This window comes from Paraburkholderia sp. OAS925, assembly GCF_040543975.1.
In the GTDB taxonomy this organism is placed as follows: Bacteria; Pseudomonadota; Gammaproteobacteria; order Burkholderiales; family Burkholderiaceae; genus Paraburkholderia; species Paraburkholderia graminis.
Map to the genome: position 1 here is coordinate 343690 of NZ_JBEUNO010000001.1, position 24279 is coordinate 367968.

Annotated in this window: 20 protein-coding genes; 11 read left to right on the top strand and 9 right to left on the bottom strand. The window is 59.6% G+C overall.

All coding sequences use genetic code 11. The features are described 5' to 3' along the window. Positions 1-7: 7 nt before the first annotated feature. Positions 8-1741: an IlvD/Edd family dehydratase gene (locus ABIE53_RS01550; RefSeq protein ID WP_029971179.1), complete on the top strand. Its 1734-nt coding sequence runs from the start codon at positions 8-10 to the stop codon at positions 1739-1741. Positions 1742-2014: 273 nt separating this feature from the next. On the opposite strand, the gene sap1 is transcribed toward ABIE53_RS01550, so the two are convergent. Next, complete coding sequence (gene sap1 / locus ABIE53_RS01555; RefSeq protein WP_006050613.1) at positions 2015-2353, bottom strand: surface attachment protein Sap1; 339 nt, start codon at positions 2351-2353, stop codon at positions 2015-2017. A gap of 466 nt (positions 2354-2819) precedes the next feature. Here sap1 and ABIE53_RS01560 point away from each other — a divergent pair, with 466 nt between their 5' ends. Continuing rightward, on the top strand, positions 2820-3032 hold the full coding sequence (locus ABIE53_RS01560) for a hypothetical protein (protein ID WP_006050612.1): 213 nt from the start codon (positions 2820-2822) through the stop codon (positions 3030-3032). Positions 3033-3096: 64 nt separating this feature from the next. Here the strand turns inward: ABIE53_RS01560 and ABIE53_RS01565 are convergent, their stop codons facing one another. Beyond that, positions 3097-3522, bottom strand: coding sequence for an HIT family protein (locus ABIE53_RS01565; RefSeq protein ID WP_006050611.1), 426 nt, complete (start codon positions 3520-3522; stop codon positions 3097-3099). Between the two features lie 255 nt (positions 3523-3777). On the opposite strand from ABIE53_RS01565, the gene ABIE53_RS01570 reads away from it, so the two are divergent. After that, positions 3778-4110, top strand: a complete 333-nt coding sequence (locus tag ABIE53_RS01570; RefSeq protein WP_006050610.1) for a hypothetical protein — start codon at positions 3778-3780, stop codon at positions 4108-4110. A gap of 105 nt (positions 4111-4215) precedes the next feature. Here the strand turns inward: ABIE53_RS01570 and ABIE53_RS01575 are convergent, their stop codons facing one another. The 3 genes from ABIE53_RS01575 to mnmE all read right to left on the bottom strand — a co-directional run bounded on the left by ABIE53_RS01575 (position 4216) and on the right by mnmE (position 7398). Beyond that, positions 4216-4377, bottom strand: a complete 162-nt coding sequence (locus tag ABIE53_RS01575) for a hypothetical protein (protein WP_006050609.1) — start codon at positions 4375-4377, stop codon at positions 4216-4218. A 243-nt stretch (positions 4378-4620) separates the two neighbouring features. Beyond that, positions 4621-5832, bottom strand: a complete 1212-nt coding sequence (locus ABIE53_RS01580) for a tyrosine-type recombinase/integrase (RefSeq protein WP_114156643.1) — start codon at positions 5830-5832, stop codon at positions 4621-4623. Positions 5833-6003: 171 nt separating this feature from the next. Then, positions 6004-7398, bottom strand: coding sequence for a tRNA uridine-5-carboxymethylaminomethyl(34) synthesis GTPase MnmE (mnmE, locus tag ABIE53_RS01585; RefSeq protein ID WP_114156644.1), 1395 nt, complete (start codon positions 7396-7398; stop codon positions 6004-6006). A 385-nt stretch (positions 7399-7783) separates the two neighbouring features. Here mnmE and ABIE53_RS01590 point away from each other — a divergent pair, with 385 nt between their 5' ends. After that, complete coding sequence (locus ABIE53_RS01590) at positions 7784-8191, top strand: transcriptional regulator (protein WP_006050606.1); 408 nt, start codon at positions 7784-7786, stop codon at positions 8189-8191. A 109-nt stretch (positions 8192-8300) separates the two neighbouring features. Here ABIE53_RS01590 and yidC read toward each other — a convergent pair whose 3' ends face one another. The 4 genes from yidC to rpmH all read right to left on the bottom strand — a co-directional run bounded on the left by yidC (position 8301) and on the right by rpmH (position 10979). After that, complete coding sequence (gene yidC, locus ABIE53_RS01595; RefSeq protein WP_006050605.1) at positions 8301-9959, bottom strand: membrane protein insertase YidC; 1659 nt, start codon at positions 9957-9959, stop codon at positions 8301-8303. A gap of 30 nt (positions 9960-9989) precedes the next feature. Then, positions 9990-10220: a membrane protein insertion efficiency factor YidD gene (gene yidD / locus ABIE53_RS01600; protein ID WP_006050604.1), complete on the bottom strand. Its 231-nt coding sequence runs from the start codon at positions 10218-10220 to the stop codon at positions 9990-9992. A gap of 112 nt (positions 10221-10332) precedes the next feature. Further along, the gene (locus ABIE53_RS01605) at positions 10333-10830 is read right to left on the bottom strand and encodes a ribonuclease P protein component (RefSeq protein WP_006050603.1); all 498 of its coding nucleotides are present in this window, start codon (positions 10828-10830) and stop codon (positions 10333-10335) included. A 14-nt stretch (positions 10831-10844) separates the two neighbouring features. Next, positions 10845-10979 (bottom strand): 50S ribosomal protein L34, encoded by a 135-nt coding sequence (rpmH, locus tag ABIE53_RS01610; RefSeq protein ID WP_004198824.1) that lies wholly within the window; start codon positions 10977-10979, stop codon positions 10845-10847. 382 nt (positions 10980-11361) lie between these two features. On the opposite strand from rpmH, the gene dnaA reads away from it, so the two are divergent. The 7 genes from dnaA (at position 11362) to ABIE53_RS01645 (ending at position 24261) form a co-directional block, all read left to right on the top strand. Further along, positions 11362-12990, top strand: a complete 1629-nt coding sequence (gene dnaA / locus ABIE53_RS01615) for a chromosomal replication initiator protein DnaA (protein WP_029971174.1) — start codon at positions 11362-11364, stop codon at positions 12988-12990. Positions 12991-13226: 236 nt separating this feature from the next. Next, complete coding sequence (gene dnaN, locus ABIE53_RS01620; protein WP_006050601.1) at positions 13227-14330, top strand: DNA polymerase III subunit beta; 1104 nt, start codon at positions 13227-13229, stop codon at positions 14328-14330. A gap of 113 nt (positions 14331-14443) precedes the next feature. Beyond that, on the top strand, positions 14444-16915 hold the full coding sequence (gene gyrB, locus ABIE53_RS01625) for a DNA topoisomerase (ATP-hydrolyzing) subunit B (RefSeq protein WP_006050600.1): 2472 nt from the start codon (positions 14444-14446) through the stop codon (positions 16913-16915). 908 nt (positions 16916-17823) lie between these two features. Continuing rightward, the gene (locus ABIE53_RS01630; protein ID WP_192700427.1) at positions 17824-20775 is read left to right on the top strand and encodes a type VI secretion system Vgr family protein; all 2952 of its coding nucleotides are present in this window, start codon (positions 17824-17826) and stop codon (positions 20773-20775) included. Beyond that, positions 20775-21305 (top strand): phospholipase D-like domain-containing protein, encoded by a 531-nt coding sequence (locus ABIE53_RS01635; RefSeq protein WP_192700428.1) that lies wholly within the window; start codon positions 20775-20777, stop codon positions 21303-21305. The genes ABIE53_RS01630 and ABIE53_RS01635 overlap by 1 nt, the downstream gene beginning before the upstream one ends. 26 nt (positions 21306-21331) lie before the next feature. Next, a complete protein-coding gene (locus ABIE53_RS01640; protein ID WP_376914453.1) occupies positions 21332-23227 on the top strand; it encodes a phospholipase D-like domain-containing protein in 1896 nt (631 codons plus the stop codon). After that, the gene (locus ABIE53_RS01645; protein ID WP_192700430.1) at positions 23227-24261 is read left to right on the top strand and encodes a T6SS immunity protein Tli4 family protein; all 1035 of its coding nucleotides are present in this window, start codon (positions 23227-23229) and stop codon (positions 24259-24261) included. Before ABIE53_RS01640 ends, ABIE53_RS01645 begins: the two co-directional genes overlap by 1 nt. Positions 24262-24279 lie beyond the last annotated feature (18 nt).

Below are 24279 nucleotides of genomic sequence, written 5' to 3' on the forward strand. Positions count from 1 at the left end.
AGATTTCATGGCTGATTCCAACCAGACTAAAAAGCCGCTGCGCAGCCAGGCGTGGTTCGGCCTCAAGGACCGCGACGGTTTTCTGCATCGCTCGTGGATGAAAAACCAGGGCATTCCGCACGACGAATTCGACGGCCGGCCGGTCATCGGCATCTGCAATACGTGGTCGGAACTGACGCCTTGCAACGCGCATTTTCGCGAGCTCGCCGAGTACGTGAAAAAAGGCGTGCATGAGGCCGGCGGCCTGCCGCTCGAGTTTCCGGTGATGTCGCTCGGCGAAACGAATCTGCGGCCGACGGCGATGCTGTTTCGCAACCTCGCTTCGATGGACGTCGAGGAATCGATTCGCGGGAATCCGATGGACGGCGTGATTCTGCTCGTCGGCTGCGACAAGACTACGCCCGCGCTGCTGATGGGCGCGGCGTCGTGCAATCTGCCGTCGCTCGCGGTGTCGGGCGGACCGATGCTGAACGGGCGCTTTCGCGGCAAGCATATCGGCTCGGGCACGGGTGTCTGGCAGATGTCCGAGGAAGTGCGCGCCGGCACGATGACGCAGGAAGAATTCACCGAAGCCGAGTCGTGCATGAACCGCTCGCGCGGCCATTGCATGACGATGGGCACGGCTTCGACGATGGCTTCGATGGTCGAATCGCTCGGCATGGGCTTGCCGCAGAACGCGGCGATTCCGGCTGTCGACGCACGCCGTCAGGTGCTCGCGCATCTGGCCGGCCGGCGCATCGTCGACATGGTTCGCGAAGATCTGACGATGGACAAGATTCTCACGCGCCAGGCGTTCGAAAACGCGATTCGCACGAACGCCGCGATTGGCGGCTCGACCAATGCGGTCGTGCATCTGATCGCGCTTGCGAAGCGCATCGGCGTAGAGCTTTCGCTGGAAGACTGGGAGCTCGGTTCCAACGTGCCGTGTCTCGTCAACCTGCAGCCGTCGGGCGAATACCTGATGGAAGATTTTTATTACGCCGGCGGTTTGCCCGCTGTTCTGAAGCAGCTCGGCGAACAAGGTCTGCTGCATCGCGAAGCGCTGACCGTGAACGGCAAGACGATCTGGGACAACGTGCGCAACGCGTCGAATTACGACGAGAAAGTCATCACGACATTCGCCGAGCCGTTCAAGGCGAAGGCGGGCATCGCGGTGCTGAAGGGCAATCTCGCGCCGAATGGCGCGGTGATCAAGCCGTCGGCGGCGACTGCCGAGCTGCTCAAGCATCGCGGCCGCGCGGTGGTGTTCGAGAACATCGAGGAGCTGCACGCGAAGATCGACGACGAGGCACTCGACATCGACGAAAACTGCATCATGGTGCTCAAGGGCGCGGGGCCGAAGGGCTATCCTGGCTTTGCGGAAGTGGGCAATATGCCGCTGCCGAAAAAAGTGCTGCAAAAAGGCATCACGGACATGGTGCGCATTTCCGATGGACGCATGAGCGGCACTGCGTATGGCGCGGTCGTGCTGCACGTCTCGCCGGAAGCGGCCGCGGGCGGCCCGCTCGCGCTGGTGCAGACCGGCGACATGATCGAACTCGATGTCGAAGCGCGGCGCCTGCACCTCGAAGTCAGCGACGAGGAACTCGAACGCCGGCGCGCTGCATGGCAGGCGCCTGAGTCGCCCAAGCGCGGCTACTACAAGCTCTACGTCGAGCATGTGCTGCAAGCGGATCAGGGCGCGGATCTCGACTTCCTCGTCGGCTCAAGCGGCGCGCCGGTGCCGCGCGATTCTCACTGAACGTCACGAGCGATTCCGACGAGATAAACGGTTGTTCCTGCCTTTGCGAGAAGGCGTACTGCCGATGCGGATCGACATGCCGCATCGGCTTTTTTTCGCGCTCTGCGTAAATCGTTCCGCGCAAAAAATAAAAACCGGTTGGACACTCGAAATGTCCAACCGGTTTTTTTAATCGCAAGCTCAGCGTCTCCGGCGTTTAAAGCCAGAGAATTTGCTTAAGCCAATTGCGTTCCGGCGTTTTACCGGAACGTCCGCATACTGGCGTGCTGCAAATTATTGCTTGATGAATCGATCGTTCGCCCAAAGGCCTTGCGTATCGCTATTGCCTGCATTCACGAATTCGAAATCGTGGCCGACAACGCGCACGACGCGGAAGCTCGAATTCTCCGGCGTGGAAACGCATTGATATCCGGAGAAGAACTCCTGCATTTTCTGCTGTTCGCCGGCTTGAGCGTGCTGACTGACGGCGTCGAGCTTGTCTTTCGACAGACAACCGTACGCGTTGGCCTTGAACTGAATGGTTTGCTGCGGCTTGATCACGGCGTCTTGCGCCTGAACGGTTGCGGCAGCCAGACTTGCAATGGCGAAAACAAGGGCGAGTCGAGCTTTCATAGGTTCCTCCGGTGCGGGCCAAGTGCTCAGGTTAGCTATGTGTTTAACTCCATCGTCTAACCCGCACCTTGCACTCTAGGAGAACTGTGCAGAACAACAAGCACATCTTGTGTGCGGTTGCAACAGTGGCGAATTGTCGCACCGCGCGCCGCATGTGCTTAACCCTTAAGCAGCGCGGCAAACCAGTGGAAATACGACGGATACCTAAGCGACATATATTGTGCAGCGCTTTAACCAGTAAAGCTTTGCGACGCGGCATTAGCGTAAACGCGATATTAGATTTAAGCGAATTACTACAAGCGGGAATGCGCTTGGTGCATTGCACACAAAGTATTTGTTTACTCGCGTCGAAATTGGGAAATAACGGTGCACGTGCAGAAGATAAACGATGCCAGGCGACGTCGCGCGTTATGCGCCAGAGTTAATGCGCGGTGGCCGGCAGCGCAGGTACGTGCGCTGCTCTAAAATGAATTCGATGCTCGTGCAAACGGAGGCCACCGTGATCGAGAACCTGATACTGGGCGTTTTTCTCGTCCTTCCGCTCCTCATCGTCGCGTTTCTTTTCTCCGACGAATTGTGGCAGGAACACCGGCATCTGCACGACATGCGACCCATGCACGCGAAGCCGCGGCGGCTCGACTGGCGTCATCCGCTGCGTCGTTCGCGGCATCGGCTATAAGCGGTGTTCGTCGACGGCGATGACGGTGCAGCGGCGTCGTACTCGAATGCGCAAGCGCTGCTCGTCAATCGGCGCGCCAATGCGCGCGAATGCGTTTGGCGAGCGCTTCGAGCGTGTCGGCGTCGGCCATGTCGCGTGCATGCATGCGTAACGGCTGTCCTTCCCAACGCGGAATCACGTGGAAGTGCACATGCGGCACCGTCTGACCGGCTGCCGCGCCGTTGAACTGGCCGATGAATACGCCATCCGGACGCAACGCCGCACGCACGGCGATGGCCAGCTTCTGCGTCATGCGGATGCACGCGACCGTCGCCGCATCCGAGAGATCGAAGATTTCCGCGGCGGCTTCCTTCGGCACGACGAGCAGATGGCCGTCGGCTTGCGGCATCAGATCCATGAAGGCGAGCGCCGCATCCGTTTCCGCGACCTTGATGCACGGTAGTTCGCCACGCAGAATTTTCGCGAACGGGTTGCTGTCGTCGTAGGTCATCGCTTTTTTCTCCATATCGATCATTGCAGATTGGGTGCGGGCAGGGCATTCGCGCCTATTGTCCGCCAGATCGGCGTCAGTTCGATTTTCGACGGAGTCACTTGACCGCGTTCGTTCGCGATATTCCCCGCGCCGCTTCGCGTACCTACGGCACCGTTCGAAGTTACACAGGTAATGTGTCGTTACCACTTGCAGCATCTATTTCCGTGCGGCTCGCCGACAATTCGTTCCATGCCTCAACGGCGGGAGCGAAAAATGAAAAAGTTAGCAGTGGCTTTGATGATGGTGGGCAGCCTGAGCGTCGCGGGACAAGCGTCGGCTCATGGCCATGACGGCGGCGATCTGGTCGGTGCGCTGATCGGCGGCGCCGTGCTCGGCGCGGTGGTGACGTCGGTACTGAATCCGGCGCCGGCGGTGGCTTATCAGCAGCCTGTCTATGCGCAGCCGGTTTACGCGCAGCCGGTGTATCAGCCGGCGCCGGCCTACGACGGCCCGCCGCCGGGCTACTGCTACGACCAGTACCAGCGCGCGTATGTGGCATGCGGAGCGCAGCCGCGGCAATACGAGTATGCGGACCCTAGGTGGTAGCTCGTAGTCGCGCCATGACCGCGCGCCGCAGACAGAAAGGCCGTCGCCACACTGCGACGGCCTTTTTCATTTTGAGCGCCGCGTGGCGCTACGTGGCGTTACGAGTCAGTGCCTGTGATGCAGCCACTCCGCGTAATGCGTATCGAGCCAGCGCTCAAGCCTGGGTGGCTCCGCCTTGTGGAAATAGCGGGACGTCGCCCAGATTGCCGCGCCGACCAGCAGCATCACGGTAGGCCCAAGCAGGTAAGCGATCAACGATTCGGACATGGCAGCCTCCTTGGAAAGGTTGCATCGTTGCTCCAGTGTAGGCGATCAATTGCAGGAGAAAAGTGCCGCGTGACGCTATGGCCGCCAGGGTGCTTCGCGGCTCGGAGCAGTGTTTTAGTAACCTGATGAACGCACACGGTTTCTCCTTACGGACAACGCGTTACCGCGTGGCGTGGTGGCGCTGTGTACCTAAAATGAGGGCTTGCGACCACTGCATGTCCGCGCGTGGCGCTGCGGCGTTCGTTAGCCCGTGCGGCTCGCGCTTTGCCCCGCTGCGTCAAGCTGGGCGTCGACAAAGTCTGCCCAACGCTGCGCGATTTGCCGCTGTGCCGCGGCATCGCGTGAGCTGTCCTCGCGCGACGCGCTTTGTCGCGTTTTCGCTGAACTTTTGTCCGTTTGCGCGTGCTCCGTCATCCCCCGCAGATGTGCGGCCGCCGTTCGCCGGAAGTCGTGCAGAACGAAATGCTCGACGTCGAGGCCGAGCGCCTTCACGGCCTGGTTCAGCGTGCTCTTCGCGATCGGCCGGTCGTCGCCCCTCACGCTCGGGAAGACGAACGTGGCGCTCGCCCGCGTGCGATGCAGTTCGCGCAGCATCGTCACCGCTTGCAGCGGCAGGTAGACGAGCTGATCGGCGTCCTTCTTCAGGCGCGCGGCGCCGATGCGCCACAGCGCTTTATCGAGGTCGAACTCGTCCCACGTCGATTCCACCAAGTCCGATTTGCGAACCATCGTCAGCACGAGCAGATGCAGCGCGATTTTGAGCGGGCGGCGAATGCTCGACGTTTCGATTGAATGCAGCATCGCGCCGATTTCGTCGCCGGACAGCACGCGCGTGCGGCTCTCGAAAGTCGCGATGGAGCGCGCCGGCACGACTTCCGCCGGGTTGGCGGTCGCAAGCTGTCGCGCGATCAGATACTCGTACAGGCGCTTGATGACGTTGCGGGTATGCAGCGCCATTTTGGGCGAACCGCGGCTTTTGATCCTGTCGCAGATGGCGACGACGTGCTCCGCGGTGACGGCCTTCACCGGCAGGCCGCCGATTGCGGGCAACACGTCCTTGTCGAGCGCGCGACGCGTGGTGCGGCGATATTCGTCCGACTTGCCCGCCATTTCGGTCGCCATGTAGAGCTCCGCGGCTTCGCGCAAGAGCTCAGCTTTCGCTTCGGCGCCGCGATCGCGGCGCGCAGTGGCGACCGGCGAAATGCCTTGCGCGACCAGTTCCGCGTACTTTTGCGCCTTGGCTCGTGCGACGCGCAGCGAAATCATCCGGTAATCGCCGATCGTGGCGAGCGGCTGGCGCTTGCCGTTCAGCGAATAGCGAAAGCGCCAGACTTTGGTGCCCGTGGTCATCACTTCGATCACGAGGCCGTTGCCGTCGGCGAGACTGTAGCGGGCGGCGCGCGGTTCGAGCGCGCGCACTTGGGATTCGGTGAGGGGAACGGCTCGGCGGGGCATGCTCGGAGGGCTGAGAGGCGACAGCGCGAGTTTAAACTGTTTGGCGTTGTGTACCAAATAATCGCGGCGTTGATGGTCTACAAACGCGGCTGGCGCGCTTGGCTCGCAATGGCGGAGTTCCCTTGTGCGCCACCGTTTACAGTGCCTCTATAGGTGCATTCGACTTCGGCTTCACTTGCCAATACAGAACCTGCTAAAAATCACTCCGAGAAGATCATCCGAACTGAACTCGCCGGTAATCGAGTTGAGCTGATCCTGCGCGAGCCGCAGTTCCTCGGCGAACAGATCCAGTGCCTGCGAGTTCTGATCGGCATGGGCGGCGGCCGTCGCCAGGTGTTCCTGCGCCGCGCGCAACGCGATCAGGTGACGCTCGCGCGCAAGGTAGACGCTCTCGGCGCCCGCCTGCCAGCCGGCGATGCGCAGCAACTCATCACGCAAAAGGCTCACGCCGTCGCCCTGTTTCGCCGACAGCCGGACTTCGCTGAGTTCAAGGTCGGCGTCGAGCGCGCGCGTGTGCGGCGGCAAGCCAACCAGATCCGTCTTGTTCAGCACGCGCATGACCGGCACGCCCGAGGGAAAGCGCTTTGCGATGGTTTCATCCTCGGCGGTCATGCCGGTGCGTGCATCGAGCAGATGAAGTACCACGTCCGCGCGCTCGATCTCGCTCCAGGTGCGCGCAATGCCGATCTTCTCGACCTCGTCTTCGGTATCGCGCAGGCCGGCGGTGTCGATCACATGAAGCGGAATGCCTTCGATCTGGATGGTCTGCGCGACCTTGTCGCGCGTGGTGCCCGCAATCGGCGTGACGATGGCGAGCTCGGCGCCCGCGAGCGCATTCAATAGCGACGATTTGCCGACATTCGGTTGCCCCGCAAGCACCACCGAAAGCCCCTCGCGCAGCAGCGCACCTTGTCGCGCCTCGGCGAGCACACTCGCGAGGCGCTCGCGAATGCGAGCGAGCTTGCCGCGGGCGTCGGCGGCCTCGAGGAAGTCGATCTCTTCTTCGGGGAAGTCGAGCGTGGCCTCGACCAGCATGCGCAGCGTGATCACTTCTTCGACCAGAGCGTGGATGTCGCGCGAGAACGCGCCGTCGAGCGAACGGCCCGCCGAGCGCGCGGCGGCCTCTGTACTCGCCTCGATCAGATCGGCGACGGCCTCGGCCTGCGCGAGATCGAGCTTGTCATTAAGGAACGCGCGGCGCGTGAATTCGCCGGGTTCGGCGAGCCGCAGACCGAACGCACGACCGGCGTCGATGCAGCGTTGCAGCACCAGTTGCAGCACGACCGGGCCGCCGTGACCTTGCAACTCGAGCACGTGCTCGCCGGTGTACGAATGCGGCGCGGGAAAGTACAGCGCGATGCCGCGATCGAGCGGGTTGCCGTTGTCGTCGAGAAAAGGCACGTAGCTCGCGTGGCGGGGCGCAAGCGCCTGGCCGGTGAGCGCCTGCATCAGCGGCTGCGCGGCAGCATCGCCCGCGCGCCCGAACGAGATTCGCACGACGCCGATGCCTCCACGGCCGGGCGCGGTGGCAATGGCAACGATGGGATCGGAGTCGGTGGTCAGCATGAGAGAAGGGCGGCGAAATCGGAGAACGGGGAGGGCGGCGCGCACAGCTGCGCGGCGCTGGGCATTGTAACGCGGGGCCTGCGGCAAGCCTGCCGAGGAGCCGCCTGTTGGTCGCCTACCGGTCGCCGCGCGCGCCTTTTTTGCCCCGCGTAAGATTGATCTTAATCAAGCTAGGATTGTTACTGCGGCATTAGCACAAATCCACACATTCGACGCGATACGCGAATCGCACGAACTCAAGCCGAGCATGGAAAATTCGCAAATTTTGACATCGCGCCGAACTGCCGATGCCTTGGGCGCGTCAAGCTAAAAGTATCTCAAATACGCTAAACATGAACTTGTTTGGTTGTCAACGGGGAGGACGCTGAATTGCACAATCTGGCCCATGCCAACCCCAAAAGAAAAAGCCGCCTTCGCCAAGAGGCTGAAGGACAGCCTGGAGCCGCTGAAAATTCGCGGCGGGACCAAACTCGCCGAGCAATTCAACCTTCGCTATCGCGGCGATCGTCCGGTCACGCCGCAAACCGCGCACAAGTGGCTGACGGGCACGACCATTCCGAAGCCGGACAAGTTACGCACGCTGGCCGAGTGGTTGAACGTGAAAGAGCATTGGCTCCACTATGGACCTTCGCCCGGTGCGAGCGCCAGACCCATGGCGCGCGGCGAGAAGTATCCGCCATCGCCGGAAATCATTGAACTCGCTTCCAAGATTCAGTCGCTGACGCCGAAGGACCGCTTTCTCGTCGAGGAAATGATTGTGCGCTTCTACGGTGAGGATAACGAAGAAGAGTAGCGGACACGTCTCATGCGCACGCATGCGTCCATGAAAAAAGCCGCCCGGTTCGTTGAACCGGGCGGCTTCGTTTTTGCGGCTACGTTTACTGCGTCTTTTCAGACCGGCGTCAGGCCGGCTTTGCCTTCGACTGACCCATCATGCGCGTGATGTAGTACTGCTGCGCGATCGACAGCACGTTGTTCACCACGTAGTACAGCACGAGACCCGCCGGGAAGAAGAAGAACATGACCGAGAACGCGATCGGCATGAACATCATCATCTTGGCTTGAACCGGATCGGGCGGCGTCGGGTTCAGCTTCGTTTGCAGGAACATCGAGACGGCCATCAACACCGGCAGGATGAAGTACGGGTCCTGTTGCGACAGATCGTGAATCCACAGAACCCACGGCGCGCCGCGCATTTCCACCGACGACAGCAGCACCCAGTACAGCGAAATGAACACCGGAATCTGGATCACGACCGGCAGACAGCCGCCGAACGGATTCACCTTCTCGGTCTTGTACAGTTCCATGAGCGCGGCGTTCATCTTCTGCGGATCGCCCTTGAAGCGTTCGCGCAGCGCCTGCATGCGCGGCGTGATCGCCTTCATGCGCGCCATCGATTTGTAGCTCGCGGCCGACAGCGGGAAAAACACCGCCTTGATCAGCAGCGTGAGCAACACGATTGCCCAGCCCCAGTTGCCGACATAGCTGTGGATCTTTTCGAGCAGCCAGAACAGCGGCTTCGCGATGATCGTCACCCAGCCGTAGTCCTTCACCAGTTCGAGGCCCGGCGCGATGCCTTCGAGCATGCGCTCTTCTTCGGGACCGGCGAAAAGACGTGCGGAAACGTCCACGGTCTGGCCCGGCGCGATGGCCGCGACCGGCTGCTTCACGCCGACGCGATACAGCGCCGGATCGATCTTCTCGACGTAGATGTCGCGCTTAACGCCCTGCTGCGGAATCCACGCCGACGCGAAGTAATGCTGCACCATCGCGATCCAGCCGTTGTCGGCCTGCTTCGCGTAGTCTTCCTTGTTCTTGTCGATGTCGCCGAACGTCATCTTCTGGAAGTGATTCTGTTCGGTGTAGACAGCCGGGCCGATGAACGTGTGCGAGAAGCGCGGCGTTTCGACCGGCTGGTCGTCGCGCACCAGTTCCATATACACCGACGGGCTGACCGGCGCGGTGCCGACGTTCTGAATCTTCGTGTCGACGCCGATCACATAGCTGCCGCGCGTGAACGTGTAGGTCTTGATGACCTTCAGCCCACCCTTGACCGGCGACTCGAAGCTCAGGCTGAACGATTTCTGATCGCCCTTCAGCTCGGTCTGCTGATTCGGCATCAGCGTGTAGATGTCGTTGTGATTCGGGAAATCGCCGCCGAGCAGGCCCGTGCGCGCGAGGTACGTGTGATTGCCCGCGCGGTCGAACAGCGTGATGACGAGATCCGGCTGCTTGCCGTCGCCTTGCTTGACGAGCGACAGCTTCGACAGCGTGCCGCCGCGCGTGTCGATTTCGCCGCTATAGACGTCGGTGCTGAACTTGACGAGCTGCGATTGCGTGGCGGCCGGCGTGTTGGCCGGCGCGGCTGCGTTGGTGGCCGGCAAATCGGCGGGCTGGGTTCCCGGCGTCGTGGTTCCCGGTGCGGCGCTGCCGGCCGTCTTGGTCGGCGTGGCGCTCGGGAAGAACATCGACGGGCGTCCGTGGTCGCGTTGCCAGTTGTCGAACAGCATGACCGCTGACATGAAGAAGATGACCCATAGGACGGTGCGTTTAATATCCATGCGTTGTCTCAGTGTCGATGGAACGGCGCATCAGCGCTTTTCAGAAGTGGGAGGCGGGACGAGATCGATGCCGCCCGCGGAAAACGGATGGCAGCGGCAAATACGCCTGGCGGCGAGATAAGTCCCGCGCGCGGCGCCATGATACTGGATTGCTTCGCGCGCGTAATCAGAGCAGGAAGGGTAAAAACGGCACCGGTTGCCGAGCATGGGGCTGACGGCAAGCTTGTAAAAGCGCAATAAAGCGATGAGTACCGTTTGCATGGCTCATGCGGCCGGACGGCGCCGCGCAACGTGAAATACCGGACGACGCCCGCTGGCCGTGGCTGCCGAAGCTGTGGCGGCACGAGCGAAAAGGCGGACGGTCATCTGAACGTCATTCCGTCCTGGGCGCTTCCGCGGGCGGCGCCTGACGACGGGTGATTTCGCGCGCTGCCTTGTCGAGCAGCGCCTCGATTTCGCTGCGGCACAGCGCCTTCAACGGCGGCGACGCGGCGCTCGGCAAAGCCTTCTTGTCAAAGCGCGTGTGCAAACGCAGCAGCACATCCCAACCGCCGAATTCCGCGCGACGCAACCGGAAGGCTTCGCGCGCGATCCGGCGTACCAGATTACGCGTGGCCGCGCGCGGCGCATACTTCTTGCCGATCACGAGGCCGAGGCGAGCGTCATTGCCGGTGGGCCGGCCGTACACGACGAAGTGCGCGGTGCGGCGCCAGGGGCGCAAACGAAAAACGGATGAAAATTCATCCGTTTTCAGTAGCCTTGCGGCTTTGGGAAAGGCGGCTTGCGCTCGCAACGGTACGGAGCCCTGCTGCGGCGCCTCTGCCGATTCCGCTTCGCCGCGGTTGTCGCCTGGCACGGACAGAGCGCGCAATCCGCTCGCCTGCCTTAGATGGCGAGGCGCTTGCGGCCCTTCGCGCGACGTGCGTTGATGACCTTGCGGCCGCCAGCAGTCTTCATGCGAACGCGAAAGCCGTGGGTGCGCTTGCGACGGGTAACGGAAGGTTGGTAAGTACGTTTCATGTTGCTCTCACTTGATCGAAAAAAAACCGCGCGATCATCGCTGAAAGCGCAATGGCCGGAGGTTTGCTGAATTGGTTTTCGCGGAACCCGCTATTTAAACCCGTTTTTCGTTGACCGTCAATAGTTTAGCCGGTGCCGCGCGAGCGCGCGGCCTGCTTCGGCGGATGATCCGTCCCTGTGGATAACTCCCTTTCGCCTCCGATTTGGCGTTAGAATCTCGCCTTACTTCCCAAAAATATTGCACGCCGCTCCGGCTCGCTTGTCCCGCAAACCCTTGTGGCGCAAGCGCCTGGAGCTGTTACGCCTGGCTGCTCCGGGCCTTGTTGCGTGCGCGCGACGGGGGCTGCGGCGAACCGCGTGCACACCATAACGACAGCACTCGATGAACGAATTCTGGCAACACTGTTCCGCATTGCTGGAGCGTGAGCTCACGCCCCAGCAGTACGTGACGTGGATCAAACCGTTGGCCCCGGTCGCCTTCGACGCCGCTGCGAACACGCTCAGCATTGCCGCGCCGAACCGCTTCAAGCTCGACTGGGTCAAGAGCCAGTTCTCCGGTCGCATCGCTGATATGGCCCGCGATTTCTGGCAGGCGCCTGTCGACGTGCAATTCGTACTGGACCCGAAAGCCGGCATGCGCGCCCCTGCGGCAGCCGCGCCGGCTGCGGCGCGTCCGGCTTCCGCGCCGAATTCCATGGGCGGCAGCGCGGGCAATGCCGCTGCCGTGGACGCGGCCGTTGGCGCCGTGCAAGCGGCGCAGGCCACGCGCGCGAACGGCCCGAACAGCGCTAACAGCGCAATGGCCAACCTCAACGCGAATGCCCGCGCGGCAGCCGAGCACAATGCCAACGCACGCGCGGCGGCCGAAGATGCCGCCGACCTCGATCTGCCGAGCCTCGACGCGAACGAAGCCGCCGCGGCGCGCCGCACATGGCGTCCGGGCCAGAGCGCGAGTTCGAATGGCAACGGCGAGAACGACTCCATGTACGAGCGTTCCAAGCTGAACCCGGTTCTGACCTTCGACAACTTCGTGACCGGTAAGGCGAACCAGTTGGCGCGCGCCGCGGCAATCCAGGTCGCGGACAATCCGGGCATCTCGTACAACCCGCTGTTCCTGTATGGCGGCGTGGGCCTCGGCAAGACTCACCTGATCCACGCAATCGGCAACCAGTTGCTGATGGACAAGGCCGGCGCGCGCATCCGCTACATCCACGCGGAACAGTACGTGTCCGATGTCGTGAAGGCCTATCAGCGTAAGGCGTTCGACGACTTCAAGCGCTACTACCATTCGCTGGATCTGCTGCTGATCGACGATATTCAGTTCTTTTCGGGCAAGTCGCGCACGCAGGAGGAGTTCTTCTACGCGTTCGAGGCGCTCGTCGCGAACAAGGCGCAGGTGATCATCACCAGCGACACGTATCCGAAGGAAATTTCGGGTATCGACGACCGTCTGATCTCGCGCTTCGACTCCGGCCTGACGGTCGCCATCGAGCCGCCCGAACTGGAAATGCGCGTCGCGATTCTGATGCGCAAGGCGCAGTCGGAATTCGTGAGCCTGAATGAGGACGTGGCGTTTTTCGTCGCGAAACATTTGCGCTCGAATGTGCGGGAACTGGAAGGCGCGCTGCGGAAAATTCTCGCGTACTCGAAGTTCCACGGCCGCGAGATCACGATCGAACTGACGAAAGAAGCACTGAAAGATCTGCTGACGGTGCAGAACCGGCAGATTTCGGTGGAGAACATTCAGAAGACCGTCGCTGACTTCTACAGCATCAAGGTCGCGGACATGTATTCGAAGAAGCGTCCGGCGAACATCGCGCGGCCGCGGCAGATCGCGATGTATCTGGCGAAGGAGCTCACGCAGAAAAGTCTGCCGGAAATCGGGGAGCTGTTCGGGGGACGCGACCACACCACGGTGCTGCACGCGGTGCGCAAAATCGCCGACGAGCGCAGCAAGGACGCGCAGCTGAATCACGAATTGCACGTGCTGGAGCAGACGCTGAAGGGCTAGGCAAGGGCTAGGTGGTGGGCGGGAAAATCGACCTGTTTATTTCCAAAGTCGCCCCCAATTTAGTGAGGCGGTTCCTTTTTCAGGCACAATACAGGTTTAACCGCCCGGCGCGGCCGCGGGCGGATTTCACGCCGTGACGGGCGCTGCGTGGCGCCGGCGGGGAGCCACGGCAGCATGCCGGAAATGCCTTGAACGGCTCGAAGGCGCGCAGGCCGTTATATCAACGAAGGAACTCTATGCAACTGGTCAAGACCGAACGCGATAACCTCCTCAGGCCGCTGCAAACCGTGAGCGGCATTGTCGAACGCCGCCATACGTTGCCGATCCTCGCCAATTTGCTGATTACCAAGAACGGTCCCGACGTGTCGTTCCTGTCAACCGACCTGGAGTTGCAGATCACCACGCGCGCCGATTTCGGCGTGGGCGGCGATACCGTGGCGACCACGGTGGCAGCGCGAAAGCTCCTCGACATCCTGCGCGCCATGCCCGACGGCCAGGTCACGCTCACGCTGAACGACAAGCGTCTGACGGTGCAATCCGGCAAGAGCCGCTTCGCGCTGCAAACGCTCGCCGCGGACGAGTTCCCGACCGTCGCGCAAGCTAAAGACTACGGCGCGAACCTTGTGGTTCCCCAAAAGACGTTCCGCCAGTTGCTCGGCATGGTCCATTTTTCGATGGCCCAGCAGGACATTCGCTACTACCTGAACGGCATGCTGCTGGTGGTGGACGGCGACCAGTTGATGGCAGTCGCGACCGACGGCCACCGCCTCGCGTTTTCGTCGATGAAGATTGAAGGCTCGTTTGCGCGCCAGGAAGTGATCATTCCGCGTAAGACGATTCTGGAGTTGCAGCGTCTACTGGAAGATATCGACGACACGCTGAAGATCGACATCGCGCAAACGCAGGTGAAGTTCACGTTTGGCCAGGTCGAACTCGTGTCGAAGCTGGTGGAAGGCAAATTCCCCGACTTCCAGCGCGTGATTCCGAAGTCGCACAAGAATCAGTTCGTGATCGGCCGTGAAGAATTGCAGCGTTCGCTGCAACGCGCCGCGATTCTGACGTCGGACAAATTCAAGGGCGTGCGCTGCATCATCGAGCCGGGCCAGTTGAAGATCATGTCGACCAACGCCGACCAGGAAGAGGCGCAGGAAGAACTGGAAATCGCGTACGACGGCGACAGCGTCGATATCGGGTTCAACGTCACGTATCTGCTCGACGTGCTCGCGAACCTGAAGGTCGACACGCTGCAAGTGAGCCTTGGCGACGCCAGCTCGAGTGCGCTGATCACGATTCCCGAGAACGACGAATTCAAATACGTCGTGATGCCGATGCGCATCTAACGCGTCCAACACCAAGAACACACCAAGGGGCGCAGCGCCCCTTTGGCGTTTTTATGGTGTTTTGAAAAGTCCCGAGCAGCAACCCAGCAGTAATGCAGAACCGGAAAAAATCCATGACTGAAACGAACAATACGCAACCCGACAACAGCTACGGCGCCTCGTCCATTCAGATCCTCGAAGGTCTGGAGGCGGTGCGCAAGCGGCCGGGGATGTACATCGGGGATACATCGGATGGCACCGGTTTGCACCACCTCGTGTTCGAAGTGCTCGACAACTCGATCGACGAAGCGTTGGCCGGCTATTGCAACGACATCCAGGTGATCATTCACGCGGACAACTCCATCTCGATCACCGACAACGGCCGCGGCGTGCCGACCGGCTTGAAGATGGACGACAAGCACGAGCCGAAGCGCAGCGCCGCCGAAATCGTGATGACCGAGTTGCACGCGGGCGGCAAGTTCGACCAGAACAGCTACAAGGTGTCGGGCGGCTTGCACGGCGTCGGCGTGTCGTGCGTGAATGCGCTGTCGGCGTGGCTGCGTTTGACGATTCGCCGCGACGGCAAAAAGCACTTCATGGAATTCCACCGTGGCGTGCCGCAGAATCGCGTGATCGAAGAGATCGACGGCGTGGCTGTGTCGCCGATTCAAGTGGTGGGCGATACCGAAAACCGCGGCACCGAAGTGCATTTCATGGCCGACGAGACGATCTTCGGCAACGTCGAATATCACTACGACATTCTGGCCAAGCGCATCCGCGAACTGTCGTTCCTGAATAACGGCGTGCGGATTCGTTTGACCGATCAGCGTACGGGCAAAGAGGACGATTTCGCGTTTGTCGGCGGCGTGAAGGGTTTTGTCGAGTACATCAACAAGACCAAGAGCGTGTTGCATCCGACCATTTTCCACGTGAGCGGCGAGAAAGACGGCGTGGGCGTGGAGGTGGCAATGCAGTGGAACGACAGCTACAACGAAAACGTGCTGTGCTTCACGAACAACATTCCGCAGCGCGACGGCGGCACGCACTTGACCGGCCTGCGCGCGGCCATGACGCGTGTGCTGAACAAGTACATCGCCGATCATGAAGTCGCGAAGAAGGCGAAGGTCGAGACGTCCGGCGACGACATGCGCGAAGGGCTTTCGTGCGTGTTGTCGGTGAAGGTGCCGGAGCCTAAGTTCAGCGCGCAGACGAAGGACAAGCTGGTGTCGTCGGAAGTGCGCGCGCCCGTGGAAGACGTCGTCGCGAAGGCGCTCGAGGAATTCCTGCTGGAAACGCCGAATGACGCGAAGATCATCTGCGGCAAGATCGTCGACGCCGCGCGCGCTCGTGACGCCGCTCGCAAGGCGCGTGAGATGACGCGCCGCAAGGGCGTGCTCGATGGCGTCGGTCTGCCCGGCAAGCTCGCGGATTGCCAGGAGAAGGACCCGGCGAAGTCGGAGATTTATATCGTCGAGGGCGACTCGGCAGGCGGCTCGGCGAAGCAGGGGCGCGACCGGAAGTTCCAGGCGATCTTGCCGCTGCGCGGCAAGGTGCTGAACGTGGAGAAGGCGCGTTATGACAAGCTGCTTTCTTCGGAGCAGATCGTGACGCTGATCACGGCGCTTGGCTGCGGTATCGGCAAGGAAGACTACAACCTCGATAAGCTGCGTTATCACCGCATCATCATCATGACCGATGCTGACGTGGACGGCGCGCACATCCGCACGCTGCTGCTGACGTTCTTCTATCGGCAGATGCCGGAGATGATCGAGCGTGGGTATATCTACATCGCGCAGCCGCCGTTGTTCAAGATCAAGGCGGGCAAGGACGAGCGGTATCTGAAGGACGAGAGCGAGGTTAATGCTCACATCCTCAAGCTCGCGTTGCAGGGTTCGGAACTGTTGGCTTCTGAGAATGCAACGCCGATTACCGGCGATGCGTTGGGCGAATTGGCTCGGGCTTATTTGCTGGCGCAGGCGGTGGTGAACCGGTTGAGCCGCTTGTATGACGCGGGCGCGCTAGAGGCTGTGATGGACGGGGTCGTTATTGACCTTTCCAGCGAGGCGGCCGCTGAGACATCGGCTAAAGCGCTTGAGGCTAAGCTTCGCGATGATGCTCTGAAGCCCGAGGTTAGGGTTACGACCATGTATGACCCGGTGCGTGAATTGCGCTCGCTGAAGGTCGCGCGGACGCATCACGGCAATCAGAAAATCTCCGTGTTCGATGAAGAGTTTCAATTGACTGCCGACTACCAGCAGTTGGTGAACACCGCGAATACGTTTAAGGGGTTGATTGGCGCTGGCGCCGTTATCAAGCGCGGTGAGCGGAGTATGGCTGTTACTGACTTCAAGTCTGCGATGAAGTGGTTGCTGGCTGATGCCGAACGCAATATCTCGAAGCAACGCTATAAGGGGCTCGGTGAGATGAACCCCGGGCAGCTTTGGGAGACTACGATGGACCCGACCGTGCGTCGTCTTCTTCGTGTGCAGATTGAGGATGCTATCGCGGCTGATGGCATTTTCACGACGCTGATGGGGGATGATGTTGAGCCGCGGCGGGCTTTCATTGAGTCGAATGCGTTGAGGGCGGGGAATATTGATGTTTGAGTTTGGCGTAGCCGTCGGACGCCACGGAAAGTGAAAACTGTGCCAAGTAAGTGAAAAACTGCTGCCACAGATAGTAGAAAAATCCGACTGGATCGGATTACCGAAACGCCCGGCTTGTCCGGGCGTTTTTTTATGGACGGCAATGTTCGAACCGGTCAGGAGGGTCATTCGCCGGTGCTATCGAATGAGTAGAAGATCCATTAACCACCCCTGATCGATGAGCTGCCCGGCGCGCTCAACTACGCCCTCCGCAAATGCCTGCCGACGCTCGGCGGCGGCTGCTGGGCCGTCGTCGAGCGCGGCATTGAGCTCGAAGCACCTTTCGTGCTGTCAGTCATGGCGGCCTCGTTCCGCAGCCGTGACGCGAGGAGGAGTACTTCTCAGGCGTCTGATCCAACCACCGGTCAATAACCCGCATGGCGACCTGCGTCGGAGGGCTGGCTAACGATCTGGCGCAGGCGGTGATAGTGCTTATGGGACCAGGTCGCCCGGCGTGAACCAGACAAACAAGGTAAAAATCGATTTGCCCCGGACGGCTCCTTAAAGTCCACGTTGCGATCAACGAGCAGAGCAACTGCGCGCGTGTCTGCTTGTCCTTCAATAGTGTTCGAACGCGATCAATCGGCACAACAGCAATTGCGCAGCTGAAACAAAAAGGTCAGCTGTTTTCCACGATGTCGCGAATTTGAAATTGTTAAATCTTTGGAGTTGTTTAGATCTTTCTCCGACCACGGAATTCGGTAGAAAAGCCGGATAATTGAAAAAAGTAGCTGCCGTATGCCGACCGCATAAAGCGAGTTCGAATAACTTTTGCCCGCATCCCCCGATACTCATTACTGGTTGATTCGTCTAAACTTTCGTACGATCGCGCATTGCGCGACGGTGCGATCACAACAAAGAGAGGCGGTATGGGAGCGCAGGACTCAATTGCGGCAATGACCGGCGGGCTTATTCAGAGTGATCGTCTGCTGAAACTGGATAGTCCGCTGGCCAACAATGTTCTGGTTCCACAGCGGGTTATTGGTTATTCGCGGATCGGCCGCCATTACGAATTCACGATCGATGTCGTTTCCAATTCCGACACCATCGAACTCAAAGCCCTGATTGCCCAAGCCGTCACATTGTGGATCCAGCAAACCGATAAGTCTTACCTGCCTCACCACGGTTATGTGCATACCGCGCGACGCTTAGGATCGGATAGCGGACTCACAAGCTATCAGATTGGCTTCGCGTCCTGGCTGCACTTCCTGCGCTTTCGCAAAGACGCGCGAATCTGGCAAGACAAATCGGCCGATCAAATCCTGACCGATGTCTTCAACATGCATCCGCAGGCCCAAGGAGCATTTCGGTTTGCGCTGAGCAATACGCTGCCTTCACGATCGTTCTGCGTGCAGTACGAGGACGACTGGAATTTTGTTCATCGGATGATGGAGAACGAAGGACTCTTCGTTTACTTTGAACAGGCCGCAGATGGAAAGTCGCACACGCTAGTCGTCACAGACAACCTCGATACCTTCCAGCCGCTCTCGCCACGAGCCGTTGAGTTCTACCGCACGGGCACCAACAGCGAGGCCAATGCGTTGTCGCAATGGTCCGGCACGCGGACATTGCAGAGTACGACGCTCACTACACGCTCCTTCGATTACAAGGCACCCGCTTCGTCCGCCAACCCGAAGGGTACAAACATACCGACGCTGACCACGCAGGGCAATTTGCCCCAGCAGGCCGAGGTCTACGAGTACACCGGCGCCTACACTTACGGCGCCCAGGATCGAGGCGATCAGATGTCGAAGGTTCGCGTGGAGGAATGGGAGTCGCGAGCCAAGCGCTTCTTTGGCTCGGGTGGTGTGAGACAGGCAGATGCAGGCCGTTGGTTCGAGCTCGATAACCACCCTGCCCATTCCGCGGATAGTGCCCAGAACCGGCAATTCGCCATTATCGAGGCCGCGTGGTTCATTGAAAACAATCTTCCCGTGTCCAGTCAGGCCGCCGATTTCCCGCATAGCCTGAAGAGCGAATTGGCCAATGTTCGAGCGAATCATGGAGAGTCGACAGATGCACTGTCAATTGCACACGTGGATGGCAGCGAAGGTTTTTTCCTCGTTGAAATCGAAGCGCAACGCAAGGGCGTGCCGTTTCGCAGCCCGCTCGAACATCACAAGCCAACGATGTATTTACAATCGGCAATCGTCGTCGGTCCGGCTAATGAAGAGGTCTACACCGACTCACTCAACCGTATCAAGGTTCATTTTCATTGGGACCGGCTTAATGACGGCGACGAAAAGGGATCGTGCTGGGTGCGAGTCGTCATGTCCGACACGGGTGGTGGATATGGCGGTGTTCACGTGCCGAGAATTGGCGAAGAGGTATTGATTGATTGGGCGGACGGCGATTGCGATAGACCGTTGGTAACCGGCCGTATCTACAACGGCGCGACCCGGCCGAATTGGCATTCCAATGGCTTATTGTCGGGATACAAGTCGAAAGAGTATCAAGGCAGTGGCTACAACCAGATGGTCATGGATGACGCGACGGGCCAGAACCGTGTGCAGGTGTATAGCAGCAGCACCAATGCGCATCTGCATCTCGGCTATCTCATCGCACAGGCTGACAACACGCGTGGGGCGTATCTGGGCAGCGGCTTCGACCTGAAGTCCGACGCGTACGGCGCAGTGCGTGCCAGTCACGGGCTGTACGTGACAACCCACCCCGCAAGCACTCAGCCGTTGGATGCGCGTGAAGCGAGCGGACAGCTTGTCAATTCGGAAAGCACAATGGAGGCGCTCTCCGATGCCAGCACTGCGCACCAGGCGGAAGGCCTCAAAGAGGGTTACGAGGCGCTGAAGTCATTCACCGATGCAACTAAGAACAGTGTTGCAGGATCGGCATCCGGCGGCAACGCGGCGGGCGGTGGCGCGGGCAATGCCAATGCATTCAGGGAGCCCGTGGTGCTGTTCGCAAGTCCATCCGGTGCTGCGTTGTCGACGCAGAAATCCATTCACATCGCGAGCGCCACGCAGACCAATATTGTAAGTGGCCAGAGCGCTCATGTCGCGACAGGCAAATCGCTGATTGCCGGCGTCACGGAAAAACTCAGTCTGTTCGTTCAGAACGCGGGGATGAAGTTGTTCGCGGCGAAGGGCAAGGTCGAAGTCCAGGCGCACGCGGACGACATTGAACTGACAGCGCAGAAGACGATGAAATTGCTGGCCGCAACGGCGATGATCGAAGCGGCGGCGAAACAGGAAATCCTGCTGACTTCCGGTGGCGCGTACATTCGCCTGAAAGGCGGCGATATTGAGATCCACGCGCCGGGGATTGTTGATATCAAAGGCAGCCAGCACTCGTTTAACGGACCGGTACGGAAGAACTACCCGTTGCCGAATTGGCCGCAGCCCGAAACGCAAGGGCCGGTCAGATTTAACATGCTTCTTGCCGACACGCCGGGCCCCGACGGATACCCTCATATCAACACCGCATGGCGGATCGTCTCGGCACCCACAGCAGATGAAGCGCTCATGTCCTCGGACTCGATTTTGACCGGCCAGAGCGACATTAGCGGAAAGCTGGCGCTTTCCGACGCTGACGAGAAAACACTGCACGAGGCATATAACAAGACGCCCGGGCAGGTGTGGCTCGTCTACGTGGGACAGGTGCGTTTGCTATCACTTAGCCGGCAATCGGACAGCTGGAGTGAAAGCGACAAATTCTACGAAGCCATCGACGCAATGGGCTACAGCGACCAACCGTTTTCCGCTCAAGAAAGTGACGTGGATCAATCCTTCGCTCAATGGGCGCGGCAAGAGTTAAAGGCAAATGACGGGGATGCTGTGCTGGGCAAATTGAAAGGAGATGCGTGATGGCCGACGTTGTCGCCCGTGAAACCCCTACAGACAAGCTCTTTAACGACGATATCCTCTCGCTCAGGCAAATCATCGACCACGCGGGTGCTGCGTACAAGGCATTCGCGACGGAGAACGTGTGGGTGGGTGCGGGGCAGCCGTTTTCCCTGCCGCGAACCGGGAATGCACTGAAAGCATTCACCACGGGGAAAGCGTATTTCAGTGATCTTGCGTCCGCTATTCAAGCCGCTGCCCAGGTGGTCTACATTGCCGGATGGCAAGTGAACTGGGACGCTGAACTCGCACAAGGCGTGCGTCTCTTCGATGTTCTGCTGAAGGCGGTAAAAGGCAATGCGCAGCTCAAAGTCTATGTCATGCCCTGGATGCATTCGCCGCCGGTGCAAACCTACGACAATCAAACGAAGTCCGTCCTTGAGGCTATCAATGAGATTGTCGGGCGCACGTGCGTGTGGGTCACGCTTGCTGCGTGCCTCGCTGACGAGGACCGTAGTTTTTTTCAGCCATCACCAGAAACTCGTCGCGATTGACGGAAAGACGCGCCTACATTGGCGGCATGGATCTCGCTTACGGACGTTTCGATGATGCGACCTACGATCTCAAAGCGGACGCCGAGAATCGGCAGGCGCTGAATCGCTACAACGGTTGCATTCCGCACCTCGGACATGTGTCGAAGGAAAGTCTTATCGATCCGGACTTATTGACGGGCGCGGTAGATAACCATCCGACCTTGTGGGGGCTTTTGCCGTCCAATCGTGAGGACATACTGAAGAAGATCGAGGCCGGTGGTTATCAGATTGCGTATGGGGATGAAACCCCGTATGTGTCTGCTACGACTCACCCAACCGGCCTGCCGTCCAATGACAGTACACTCGACGCCAGCAGGCAGCCCCGCATGCCTTGGCAGGACGTACATTTTCGCATTGATGGCCCGTCGGCAAGCGATGTAGCGCATAACTTCGTCGTACGCTGGAACAGCGAGGGCGGTGCTAAACGGATCCGACTGGATCTGCCGCCTGAGCCAGCCGTGCAGACCGGCGGATGCAAGGTTCAGGTACTGAGAAGCGCGCCTGCCGCGATGCGTTCGGCCGAATTCGATGGCTTGCACGGTGCCGACAAGACTTCTCAATCGTCGCCTGATGGCAAGCAATGTGAAATTGCGGTGGCAATGCGCAATCTCATCAACAAGGCCACATCTTTTATCTATATCGAGAATCAATTTTTTGTTTCAGGGTTTGGCATCGAGCATACAAATCCCGATACCACCGCAGCCAACGTAACGTCTTCACAGCCGCTATCCGGACCTGCCGCACAGGTTAAAGGGCAAGGATTTGGTGAGTGGGCAACCCGGCGAACTTCAGAGCACGCCGAAGAAGCGCCGAAGAATTTCATTTGTGAAATGCTGGGTCATCGGATCGGGCGAACCATCATGTCCGGTGTGAAGGAACACTTCCACGTCATCATTACGCTGCCCGTGCATCCGGAGGGTATGCTGAACAACGAAAGCATCATGACGCAGGTTCACTGGACAATGCAGTCGCTCGTGTTCGGGACATTGAGTCTGTTGAATCGCGTTCGGCGCTTTCTCAAGGCCAAGGAGTTGCGCGACAAGAAAGCCCCGGACTGGAACAAGGTGCTGAGCGATCCGAACGACAAGCGATATGAAGACATTGCCATCGAAAAATGCCGAGACTACGTCACTCTGTTGAACCTGCGAAATTGGACCAGGCTGGGGGAGCGTTATGTGACGGAACAGATCTACGTGCACACCAAGTTGATGGTCGTAGACGATCTGTTTGCTCTGGTTGGCAGCGCGAATATCAACGACCGTAGTCTGTTGGGGTCGCGGGACTCTGAAATCGCCGTCCTGGTTGCGGATAGCGCAACGGAGAAACACGACATCGACGGGAGTGGCCCCGTCAAGGTGACGAGGACATTTGCACGGCATCTGCGGCAGGAGGTTTGGAAAAAGTTGTTTGGCATTGCGGGCAACGTCCGGCCGGCGACGCAATTGATGGGAGCGATCGATCAGCCTGCGAATCCAGCGAACTGGAAAGCGATACAGACGGTGGCGGACGCAAATCAGAAGTTATATGAAGCAGCGTTTGCCTTTATCCCCCGCAATCGAGCGTTGTCTGATTCGCCGGACGAGCAAGGCGATTTTGCGTCTATATGGCCAACATGGGATCCGAAGAGGAAGTCGACCGGTGGGAAGATGCCTTTTGAGGACGCCTTCTGGGCGAAGCCGCAACACGAGAAGGCCGCGGCCAATCTGTCCCAACTGAGGGGATTCATTGTTTCCCTGCCTATCGAGTGGACGAAGGGCGAGAACAACAACCTGGGTTTTGCCACGTCGCTTGTTGCGGAGAATTATCAGGTGCCGAAGCGGACCGACGCTTATGAACAGGATGCGTCGGTCGCCGATGCGAGCAAGGGCGGAGAACTTAGCTGATGAGACAGTCTGGAAGTTGGTGGAAATTCATCGCACTCGCGTCGCTGGTCTGTGCGATGCAATGTGTGTCGTCTCGTTCCATGGCGGAAGGACGTCAGGAATGCGTCGGCCGCTATGAATTGACGATTCCTGGGGAAGCCGATGTTGCTTTGACCATTCCCACCGCGTACTCCAAACCACAAGAAAATCCAATTCGATTTTCCGATGATCAGCCCGCGGCGCACTCCGTTTTTATCTACGACGGAACCTTCCGAATAACCGGATCGATGTCACATGCCGAGTTCGGTTCGATCCTGGGCGGGATTAAAACGCGGGTGTCCTTGAGCGCAGCGTCGACGGATGAAAACGGACGGTTCGAGGCGATACCGGCGGGACGACCGGACGCATTTGCCTGGGCCGGGCCTCGAGCGGCTGGGTTCTACATTTACGACAATGGGCGGGCGATCAGCTTTCGTGAGTCATCGTCGGATCCATCCGTGGCGAAGAAACGTACTGAAGCGGTTCTAAAGGGGCTTTCCGCGCGCCGCTCTAACGAAATCCCAAAAGGCGATGGCGTATGTTTGCCGGATATGTTCGTTGCCGATAGCGGGAAAGACTCGGCGCGCCAGGTGGGCGTAACGTTTCGCCTGAAGAACCACCCGGATGTCACGATTTTCTTTCTCGATGAGAAAGCGTTGGCAGTCGACCCCAAGCTTACGTCTAAACAGAAGACTGAGTTCGTATGGGGTTACGAATACGGAATCGGCAAGCGGATCAGGCTTGTTGGTGCGGCGCCTTACCAGACTGTCAAGCTCGATGGCCGCGAGGGGGTTGAGACTTCGGCGATCATCACGCGCGATGACGACTCGACGGATTATGGCTATCTCGCTACGGTGCAAGGGGATTCCAATGCGCCGGTTGATACGCCTAATCTGCTTCTTCTGGTTGAGAGAAACGCAAAGTATGCAAAAGGGAATGCGCCTGTGTCGGCGGAGGAGCTTGATCTGATGGCGAAGGCGATTGCGGCGTCGATAAGGCGGCGGGCAACTCAGTAGCGGGGGACCTTGCTGGGC